This is a genomic window from Massilia sp. DD77 (assembly GCF_036961685.1).
Taxonomy (GTDB): Bacteria; Pseudomonadota; Gammaproteobacteria; order Burkholderiales; family Burkholderiaceae_D; genus Telluria.
Genome location: NZ_JBAMDH010000072.1, coordinates 1 through 9,018 on the forward strand (window position 1 = coordinate 1; position 9,018 = coordinate 9,018).

Here is a 9,018-nt window from a genome sequence, read left to right on the forward strand (position 1 = left end):
GCCTGGCCGTCGTGCCGGCCGGCAGCCGGGTGGTCGCAAGCGGCCGCCGCGAAGGCGACTGGTGGCAGGTGAGCGCGGAGATCGACGGGGTGTCCCGGCAAGGCTGGGCCAGCAGCCTGTGGCTGCGCCGCGCCGACGAACGTCGCTAGGAGTGCGAGCGGCCGGGGGATGGACTTTTGAGACCGGCGGTCTAGGACTCGTCCGCCGCCGGATAACGCATCGGGTTGAAGTACAGCCCCTTGGCGCACTGGGTCGGCCCCACCCGCGCGAAGCCGAAGGCCTCGTACACCGGCACCGCGTAGTTGGAGGAATTGACCGTGAAGGCGCCGTCGCCACCCTCTGCGAGGGCCGCGTCGCGCGCCGCTTCCCACAGGCGGCGGGCGATGCCGCGCCGGTGCCAGCGCTTGCCGACGAACAAATGGAACAGGTGGCTGCGGTCGCGCACGGCGACGAAGCCGGCCAGCTGGCCCTCGACCACCGCCACGTGGTAGACATGGCCGCGCGCCAGGAAACCACGCACGCCCATCTCGTCGTTCTCCGCGAGGAAGGTCGACGCGCCTTCCGGAGGCGATTCGTGGACGATGTACTCCTTGGCCAGTTCGCGCAGCAGCGCGGAAACGGCTGGGATGTCGGCGGTGACTAGCGGTCGGATTTCCATGATCTCTTTTGGTCAGCATGCGCTGGAAGCGCCAACATACCACATAATTGAGTTGCCGCATGGCAATTTCATTGACCCGTGCCGCCGAGCACGTCTACACTGGCCGGATCATGTCCCATGCCAGCCTGAGCTCCCCGCAGACCGCCGCCCCGCCGCGCCGCAAGGTGCCCCTGACCCGTCCGCTGCGCCACACGCGCTACCGCAGCATCTGGCTGGCCAACCTGGTGTCCAACATGGGCACCTGGATCCAGACCTTCGCCTCGGCCTGGCTGGTGGCCTCGCTGTCGAAGTCGGCCGCGATCACCTCGCTGGTCCAGACCGCCACCTACGTACCGATTCTCCTGTTCGCCCTGTTCGCCGGCGTGGTCGCCGACGCCGTGCACCGCCCCAAGTTCCTGTTCTTCTGCAACCTCTACATGGCCTGCTGCGCGGGCGCCATGGCGCTGCTGGTCTGGACGGGCCAGATCGCCAGCGGGCCGGTGCTGGCGATCACCTTCTGCCTCGGCATCGGCACCGCCTTCATCTGGCCGGCCTGGCAGGCGGCCCTCTCGAGCCTGGTCGAGCCCGACGAGGTCGAGGCGGCCGCCACCCTCAACAACCTTTCCTACAATCTGTCGGCCGTGATCGGCCCGGCCCTGGGCGGATTGCTGTTCGGCTGGATCGGGCCGGGCGCCCTGTTCCTGGCCAACGCCATGTCCTTCGCCGGCCTGCTGGCCGTCTACTGGCTGTGGTGGCGCGAGCGCGCCCAGCAAGCGGCGGTGCGCGAGGATTTCCGGGAGCGCTTCCGCCACGGCCTGCGCTGCGCCATTGGCTGCGCACGCTACCGCCGCATCCTGCGCAACGTGTGCTCGGTATTCTTCGCCACCATCGCCTTCGCCAGCCTGCTGCCGGTCTTCGTGCGCGACGTGCTGCGCATGAATTCCGGCGTCTACGGCACCCTGATGGGCTGCCTGGGCGGCGGGGCGGTCATCGCCGCCTTCTTCCTGCCGCAGGTGCGGGCACGGGTCGACAAGACCGGCGTGCTGGCCGGCGCCCTGCTGGTCTATGGCGCCATGCTGCTGGCCATGCCCTTCATCCGCTCACCCATGGTCCTGATGCCCCTGATCGTGTGCGGCGGCATGGCCTGGTCGGCTACCGTCTCGACCCTCAACGCCGCTGCCCAGCTGTCCTTCCCGGCCGAGGTGCGGGCGCGCACCCTGTCGATCTACCTGTTCGTGATGTCCTGCGGCTATGTGGCGGGCAGCCTGTTCTGGGGCCAGGTCGCCGACGCCTGGGGCGTGCGGGTGGCCCTGGCGGCGGCCGGCGCCTGCGTGGTGATCAATGCCCTGGTGCTGGCCACGGGCAGCCGCAAACACCCCATCTAATCGGCGCTTTGAAATCAGGCGCGCCGTAGTAAAGTAGCAAGGTCAGTCCATCTACCTTGCCGATGCCGCCATCCATTCTTGCCTTCCACCTCGGTCCGCGCTTCGACGCCGCGGTCGCCAGCCACACGGGCTACGGCCCTGCCGCCCGTCCCGAGAACCAGGATAATTTCGTCGTCATCGATGGCGCCGGCCAGGCCTGCCACCTGCATGGCGGGGAAGCGCGCCGGGCCACCGTGGCCGGCTGGCCGCGGGGCCATGCACGGGTCGCGGTGCTGGACGGCATGGGCGGCCATGGCCATGGGCGCGAGGCGGCCGAAGCCGTCGCCGCCGCCCTGCTCGCCGTCCCGCCCTGCACGAGCGCCGACGAACTGGGTTTCCGGCTCGACAGCCTGCATGGCGAACTGCAGCACGGTTTCCTCGTGGACGATGGCCTGCCCCGTCCCGGGACGACGCTGACCCTGCTCGAACTCCCGCCCAGCGGCCTGGCCTTGCTGTACCACGTGGGCGATTCGCGCCTGTACGAACTGGCGCCCGGGGGCGCACATCCGCTGACGGTCGACCACGTCCCGGCGACGGCGGCGGCCATGGCCGGCAGGCTGGACGAAGCGGGCTGGTGGCGCCAGGTGCATGGCCGGCATGCTCCCCAGATCGCCCAGGCTTTCATTCTCGGCAACGCCTTCGCAGACCCGGCCAGGTTGTCCGACACCCTGTATCCGCTCACGCCCGAGCGGCTGCCGTCCTGGCTGTCCGCGATGCCCGACCGCCGCGCCCTCGCCCTGCGCCCGGACTGCGCCTACCTGCTGGCCACCGACGGTTTCTGGTCGTGCGCGCAGCCCGACCTGTTTGTCGGCGGCTGGCAGCGCCTGTTCGCGGGCTGTCCAGACGCCGCCGGCATCGTGGAGCGGCTGTTCGGCGCCATCGAGCACGATCCGCCGCCCGGACTGCTGCCGGACAACCTGACTGCCCTGGTTCTGCAGCCGCTGCCGCAAGCGCTGCTGCGCCATACCGACGAGACCGCGCTGCCGCGAGCGGACAGGTAGTTACTTAGAGAAAATAATGTTAATAATCAACTTAGTCGTCGCGCCACAGCCCGCCAAAACAGCGTAAGCTAGCAATATTGCCGACTGACCGATCCATCCTGCCACGCCCAGCTCATCAATGAACCGCTGCCGCAATCCCGAGCATCCGCACTGCACCGTCTGGGTCCTTCCCGGCGATGGCGTGTGCGCGCACGGGCATGCGCAGCCGGCGGACAGCGACCCGTCTCCTGCGCCGGCACCAGCCGCCCTGCCGTCCAGCTTCGACGCCATCTCCGCCCTGCGCAGCCGCAGCGCGGCCGTGCCGGTGGCCGGGGAACGCGCGGCGCCCGTGCTGCAGCGCCCGCAACTGCACATCAGCGGCTTCGACCCGCGCGCCGCCGGCGGCCGCCAGGCCATCCGCCTGGAGCTGCGCGGCATGCCGATGGATTGCGCGCCCGAAGTGCGGATGCTGGTGCGCTCGAGCCTGCGCCTGCACGGCGGCGAACGCTATGCCTTCCAGCGCACCTCGCGCGGCGACTGGCGCCCGCTGTTCCTCGAGTTCTCCTCGCGCGGCCTGGAGCATGGCCAATACCGCATCGAGGTCGAGCTGCACAGCCACCATCCCCAATCGCCCGAGGCGGGCCGCACCTGGACCTGCTCGCCGGTGATCCTGGTGCCGCGCCAGGACGCCAGCCTGGGCGAGATCCACCAGGCTTTCCTCGCGACCCACAAGAACGTGCGCGTGATGGCCGACGACGCCGGCATCGCCCGCGTCAATGCGCCCGGCGGCGGACGGGTCGACATCGACGTAACGGCCCGCAACGCCTCGATCGCCCAGGTCAACCTGGAGGCCCAGACCGGCAAGATCGACCTCGGCTTTTCCACCATCGCCTGGGACGAGGACCTGATCGAGATCGACCTGCCGGCCGGCGCCACGCCGCATCCCTGCGCCGCCGACAGCGCCTGCCTGGTCCATGCGGAAGCCGACTCGGCCACCCAGCGCCACGTACGCGTGTTCGCGCTCGACGAATGCGTGCTGGGGCGCTTCGAGTCCATGGAGCCGGAAGCCGATCTGTTGCTGGCGCATTACGGCGCGCAAGGTGAAGACCATGGCGGCCTCACGCGCCGCATCTCGGGCCGCCATGCCGTGGTCCGGCGCGGCCGCCTGGGCTGGGAAATCGAGGACGTATCGCGCTATGGCCTGCTGGTCGACGGCGTCTGGCCCGGCAAGCACACACCGGTGGCCCTGCGCGCCGGCATGCGCATCGAACTGACGGCCAGCATCAAGGGCATCGTGAGCCTGGAAGTGACGGCGGTGATGGCGCATGCCCTCGTCCTGCACCGGCTGGACGGCGGCGCGCAAGCGGAATGCTTTTACCTGATGGCGCCGGAGCTGGACCCAAGCGCCTCCCCGGGCGCCTGCCAGCCGCGCGCGAGCGCCCTGCCGCTGCTGTTCCACCGCGACGGCGGTTTCTGGCTACGCGACCGCGCGAGCGGCAAGGACACACCGCTCGCTCCCGCAACGGAGGGCGCGCGTCTTGGCGGACTGGGCCAGCGGGTGCGCTTCGCTGCCAGCGCCTATCCGGACGCACGCATCGACCGCCGCGGCGCCGGCGAACGCCGGAGCCGCGTCCTGGCCCCCATCTACCACGCCTGAGCGGCGGCCCGGCACTACACGCCGGATGGGCGCAGCACCAGGAAGATCAGGGCGGCGCCAGCCAGCAGCGCGGCTTGCAAGGCGAAGACAATGGCGGGAACCTGGAGATGTTCAGGAATTTTCATGGCGCATCCTTTCAACGGAGAAGGAAACACCGGCAGGAAAATCCGGTCGGTTGTTCCAGCTTACTCCTGTCGCGGAAAAAACGCGCGCCTTCGCGACGCTTAATGTGCGGCCCGGGCGCCAAGCTCCGCCATGCGCGTGTTCAGGTAGGCGAGCCGGCCGGCGTCCTGCTCCGCCGCCGCCATCTTTTTCAGGATGGCCAGCTGAGCAGTCCTTAATGCGTCTTTCGCCGGGACGCCGATATCGGGCGTCACGCCGACGCCTTCCCAATTCGACTTCGTGATCGGACTGATCGAACGGCCCAGGGGCATGAAGACGCTGAAATGGGGCGACAGTCGGCGGTCGTCGCCGGGATGCGCGCCGCCGCCGGTGGTCTCGCCCACCACGCTCGCGCGCTTGAGGTTCTTGAGTGCGTAGCTGAAATCCTCCGCCGCCGAGAAGGTCTCCTTGCTGGTCAGGATGACGAGCTCTTTTTTCTGGCCGTAGCGCAGTGCCGGCGCCACCACGGCGCTCCAGCGCTGCTCGAAACGCTCGCCCCTGCGATAGCTGAAATCGTTCAAGCGGACCGGCCGGTCGAACAGGTAGCCTGCCAGCAGCTTCACGGTGGCGGCGTCGCCTCCGCGGTTGTCGCGCAGGTCGATGATGAGGGCGTCGGTGTGGGCCAGCACCCCCATCGCGGCCGCGATCGTCTCCCGCGCATCGTCAGCCGAGAAGACGCCGTTCAGTTCGAGGTAGCCTATATTGAACGGCAGGTGTTCGATCTTCCTGACACCGAAATTCTCCGAGCGCATCATCGCCAGCCTGCCGGCCATCGCTTCCCGCGATGGCGCACTGGCCGGTTTCCTGAGGGGCAGCGGCTCTGCGCTGTAGCTGACGTGCAGGTGCCGGTCTTTCGTGGTGGCCTGGAGCTCCCGCGTCAGGACTTCCGACAGCTGTTGCGCGCTGCCGATGCCGTCATAGGCGCCGCGTTGTTGCTGGGCGCGCAGCGCGGCCTCGGCCTGCCTTGCCCTGTCCGGAAAGACGTAGCTGTCCTTGAGCTCCTCGACCAGGCTGTCGATCAGCTGCCGCCGGCTCTCGGCGTTCATCCGCATGTCCGCCTGCTGCGTTGGCTGAGTTGGCTGCGTCGGCTGCGTCGGCTCGGGCGCTTGCGCATTAGCCGGTGATGCCGCCAGCACCGCGGCAAGGAAGGCGCCCAGGAAGCTTTGCACTATTCTCATTGTTCCCCTCGAGGTGCGGTCCATCCGCTTGTGCGAGAGGGCTATCCCACTCGTTCACCTCATGTAGAGAAAGATTGCAAAAATTCAATAGCGTCCCAAAAATTGATCGCCTCTCAGTCGCGCCGCCAGGCCGGCGGCCACTGCGGCAGCGGAATCCGCTCGTCGTCGCCGGGCACCGGCACGAAGCGCTGGTCTTCCCAGTCGCGCGCAGCCTGTTCGATGCGGTCGCGGCTGGTCGACACGAAATTCCAGAAGATGAAGCGGCGCCCGTCCAGCGGCGCGCCGCCGATCACCACGAAGCGCGCGCCGTCCTGCGTACTCACCCGCACCGCCCTGCCCGGCTCGGCCATGGCCATGGTGTTGTGCCCGACGTCCTCGCCGTCGATGGCGATGGCGCCGAAGGGCGCGTAGAAGGCGGTCTCCTCGGGCAGCTTGTCGAGGACGATTTCCGCACCCGGGTCGAGCTGGACGTCCAGGTACAGGGTCTGGCTGAAGGTCGGCACCGGCGAGGTCTGGCCGAAGGCGCTGCCGACCAGCACCCTCGCCTGCCCGCCCTCGAAGCGGATCTCGGGAATCTCGCTGGCCGGCGTGTGGCTGAAGGCGGCCGGCGCTTCCTCGTGCTCGCGCGGCAGCGCCGCCCACAGCTGCAGGCCGTGGGTGCGGCGCGGCTTGTCGAGCAGGTCGTCCGGCGTGCGCTCGGAGTGCACGATCCCGCTGCCGGCTGTCATCCAGTTGATGGCACCGGGTTCGATGCGCTGCTCGGTGCCCAGGCTGTCGCGGTGCATGATCGCGCCTTCGAACAGGTAGGTCACGGTGGCCAGGCCGATGTGCGGGTGCGGGCGCACGTCGTGGCGCGAACCGGGCTGGGCCTCGACCGGCCCCATGTGGTCGAAGAACAGGAAAGGCCCGACCGACTGGCGCGCCGCCGCCGGCAGGATACGGCGCACGGTGAAGCCGCCGCCCAGGTCCTTGTCGTGCGATTTGAACAGGTGTGCAATGGCCATCTCGGTTCCCATGGTGAAAAAGGCAATGCCTCACTCTACACCAGAACCGGGGCGCCGGCTTCCCGCCTTCGGCTCAGGCTTTTGTTCTTACTCGCCGCAGGCGAACGCGGGCCGTCCCGCCGCATCCAGGCGCAGGAAGCGCTCGACCGCGCCGCCGATGGCATCCTTCAGCACGGACGGGCCACCGTCGACCATATCGTTATGGCGCGAGTCCGCCAGGTCGAGGATGCAGGCGCCGTAGCGCCGGCGTTCTTCGGCGTCCGGCAGCACGCCTGGATCGGCGCCGGTATCCGCGGCGCGCAGCGACAGCACCCGGATCGCGCTCGAACGGGGCAGCGCCGCGCGGCGGTTGTCCAGCGTGACCACGGCCGCAATACCGGCCGGGTCGGTCGAGGCCAGCAGGGCCGAGCTGTCGCCACCCATCGAATGCCCCGCCAGCACCGCGCGCTGCCAATCGTAGCCGCGCAGCTTCTGCGCCAGCTCGCCGTGGACGAAACGGATCGTCGTGGCGCCGCGGCGCGCCATCTCGGCCCGCTGGCGCACCATATCGCCCTGCGGATCGAATTTCGCGTCGCCGGGCGCCTCCTGGCCGATGGCGGCCACCAGGTAGCCCAGGCGCGCCAGGCGCTCGGAAAGGAAGCCGTACTCGAGATGGCTGTTGCCGTAGCCTGGGCTCAGCAGCGCCACCGGACAGGGGCGCGCCGGCGTGCAGGCGGAAGGCGATGCGGGGAAATAGAGCGCCACCGGCACCGGACGGGCGCGCTCCCTGTCGAACAACACGATCGTGTCGGTGGCCGCAGCGGCAGCAGCAGCGGCGGTCTGGATGTGGCAGGCGAAGGCGAGCGCCCCCAGCGCGGTCAAGCGCATCGTGTCTCCTCGAGAATGGTCAGACCAGCTCGCGCACCACGCGCAAGCCGACGATGTCGTTCGACAGCGCGGCCGAGAAGCCGTTGCGCAGCGCCGAACGCAGGTAGCGCGGATTATAGAGCCAGGAGCCGCCACGCAGGATGCGCCGGGCCTGGTCGCCGCCCAGTTCCCAGGCGCTGCCGTCGACGGGGGCGCCCTCGTAGTTCTCGTGCACCACGTCCTGCACCCATTCCCAGACATTGCCATGCATGTCGTGCAGGCCCCAGGGATTGGGGGCGAACATGCCGGCTGGGGTGGTGCCGCGCCGGTACTCGCCGCGCGGCCCGCCGTTGTAGGTGAAGGTGCCGTCGAAGTTGGCCTGTTCGGTGGAGATCGTGTCGCCCACATGGAAGGCGGTGTGGGTGCCGGCGCGGCAGGCGTATTCCCATTCGGCTTCGCTCGGCAGGCGATAGCGCTTGCCGGTCGCCTCGCTCAGCCAGGCCACGTACTTCAGGGCGTCGAACCAGGTCACGCCCACCACCGGATGCTCGTCGGTCTGCGGGAAGCCGGGCGCGGCCCAGTCGACTTCGCCACCCGGCTGCCATCCGGTGGCCAGCACGAAGGCGCGCCACTCGCCCACCGTCACCGGATGACGGCCCATGGCGAAGGGCTTCTCGATGCCGACCCAGTGCTGGGGCGTTTCGCGCGCCAGCCAGTTCTTCTGGGCGCCGGCCGCCATCGCGATGCGGCGCTCGTGCTCGGGAGAGCCCATCTGGAAGCGTCCGGTCGGGATCAGCACCAGCGCCGGCCCTTCGCCGGCGCCGTCCAGGAAAGCGTCGCGCAGCAGGCCGTGGCTGTCCGCGACCGGGCTGGCCGGCGTCGGCAGCATCGCCTGCAATTCGGCGGCCGTGCGCGCGGCCTGCTCTTCGCGCGCGCGTTTCTGTTCGATCAGGTAGGCCGCCGCGGCCTTGGCCTGGGCGGCCTTGCGTTCCGCCTCGTCCTGGGCCAGTCTGGCCTTGGCCGCCTCCTCGGCGCGTTTGGCCAGCAACTGCTGGCGCAGGGCTTCCTTGCGCGCCGCGCGCGCCTCCTCGGCGGCCGCGCGCTCGCGGCGCTGCTGTTCGCGCTGGAGG

General features: G+C 69.4%; 8 protein-coding genes. 3 read left to right on the forward strand and 5 right to left on the reverse strand.

The annotated features are described in order from the left end of the window. Positions 1–190 precede the first annotated feature (190 nt). Positions 191–658, reverse strand: coding sequence for a GNAT family N-acetyltransferase (locus tag V7778_RS24570; RefSeq protein ID WP_335560196.1), 468 nt, complete (start codon positions 656–658; stop codon positions 191–193). Positions 659–717: 59 nt separating this feature from the next. On the opposite strand from V7778_RS24570, the gene V7778_RS24575 reads away from it, so the two are divergent. From V7778_RS24575 to V7778_RS24585, 3 genes are all read left to right on the forward strand, one after another. Further along, on the forward strand, positions 718–2,022 hold the full coding sequence (locus V7778_RS24575; RefSeq protein ID WP_335560198.1) for an MFS transporter: 1,305 nt from the start codon (positions 718–720) through the stop codon (positions 2,020–2,022). A 62-nt stretch (positions 2,023–2,084) separates the two neighbouring features. Beyond that, entirely contained in the window at positions 2,085–3,062 is a 978-nt protein-coding gene (locus tag V7778_RS24580; protein ID WP_335560199.1) for a PP2C family protein-serine/threonine phosphatase, read from the forward strand. 118 nt (positions 3,063–3,180) lie between these two features. Then, complete coding sequence (locus V7778_RS24585; protein WP_335560201.1) at positions 3,181–4,698, forward strand: FHA domain-containing protein; 1,518 nt, start codon at positions 3,181–3,183, stop codon at positions 4,696–4,698. 224 nt (positions 4,699–4,922) lie between these two features. On the opposite strand, the gene V7778_RS24590 is transcribed toward V7778_RS24585, so the two are convergent. The 4 genes from V7778_RS24590 to V7778_RS24605 all read right to left on the reverse strand — a co-directional run. Continuing rightward, a complete protein-coding gene (locus V7778_RS24590) occupies positions 4,923–6,062 on the reverse strand; it encodes a S41 family peptidase (protein ID WP_335560203.1) in 1,140 nt (379 codons plus the stop codon). 89 nt (positions 6,063–6,151) lie between these two features. Then, positions 6,152–7,042, reverse strand: a complete 891-nt coding sequence (locus tag V7778_RS24595; protein ID WP_335560206.1) for a pirin family protein — start codon at positions 7,040–7,042, stop codon at positions 6,152–6,154. 87 nt (positions 7,043–7,129) lie between these two features. Next, positions 7,130–7,909: a hypothetical protein gene (locus V7778_RS24600; protein ID WP_335560207.1), complete on the reverse strand. Its 780-nt coding sequence runs from the start codon at positions 7,907–7,909 to the stop codon at positions 7,130–7,132. Positions 7,910–7,928: 19 nt separating this feature from the next. Next, positions 7,929–9,018: formylglycine-generating enzyme family protein (locus tag V7778_RS24605; protein WP_335560209.1), on the reverse strand; the 1,090-nt coding region annotated here is incomplete at its 5' end.

Bases quoted from the DNA above. Each gene is read 5' to 3' on its own strand.
- V7778_RS24595 (WP_335560206.1), bottom strand. From the start codon at position 7,042: ATGGCCATTGCACACCTGTTCAAATCGCACGACAAGGACCTGGGCGGC.
- V7778_RS24600 (WP_335560207.1), bottom strand. From the start codon at position 7,909: ATGCGCTTGACCGCGCTGGGGGCGCTCGCCTTCGCCTGCCACATCCAG.
- V7778_RS24575 (WP_335560198.1), top strand. From the start codon at position 718: ATGGCAATTTCATTGACCCGTGCCGCCGAGCACGTCTACACTGGCCGG.
- V7778_RS24570 (WP_335560196.1), bottom strand. From the start codon at position 658: ATGGAAATCCGACCGCTAGTCACCGCCGACATCCCAGCCGTTTCCGCG.
- V7778_RS24590 (WP_335560203.1), bottom strand. From the start codon at position 6,062: ATGGACCGCACCTCGAGGGGAACAATGAGAATAGTGCAAAGCTTCCTG.
- V7778_RS24580 (WP_335560199.1), top strand. From the start codon at position 2,085: ATGCCGCCATCCATTCTTGCCTTCCACCTCGGTCCGCGCTTCGACGCC.
- V7778_RS24585 (WP_335560201.1), top strand. From the start codon at position 3,181: ATGAACCGCTGCCGCAATCCCGAGCATCCGCACTGCACCGTCTGGGTC.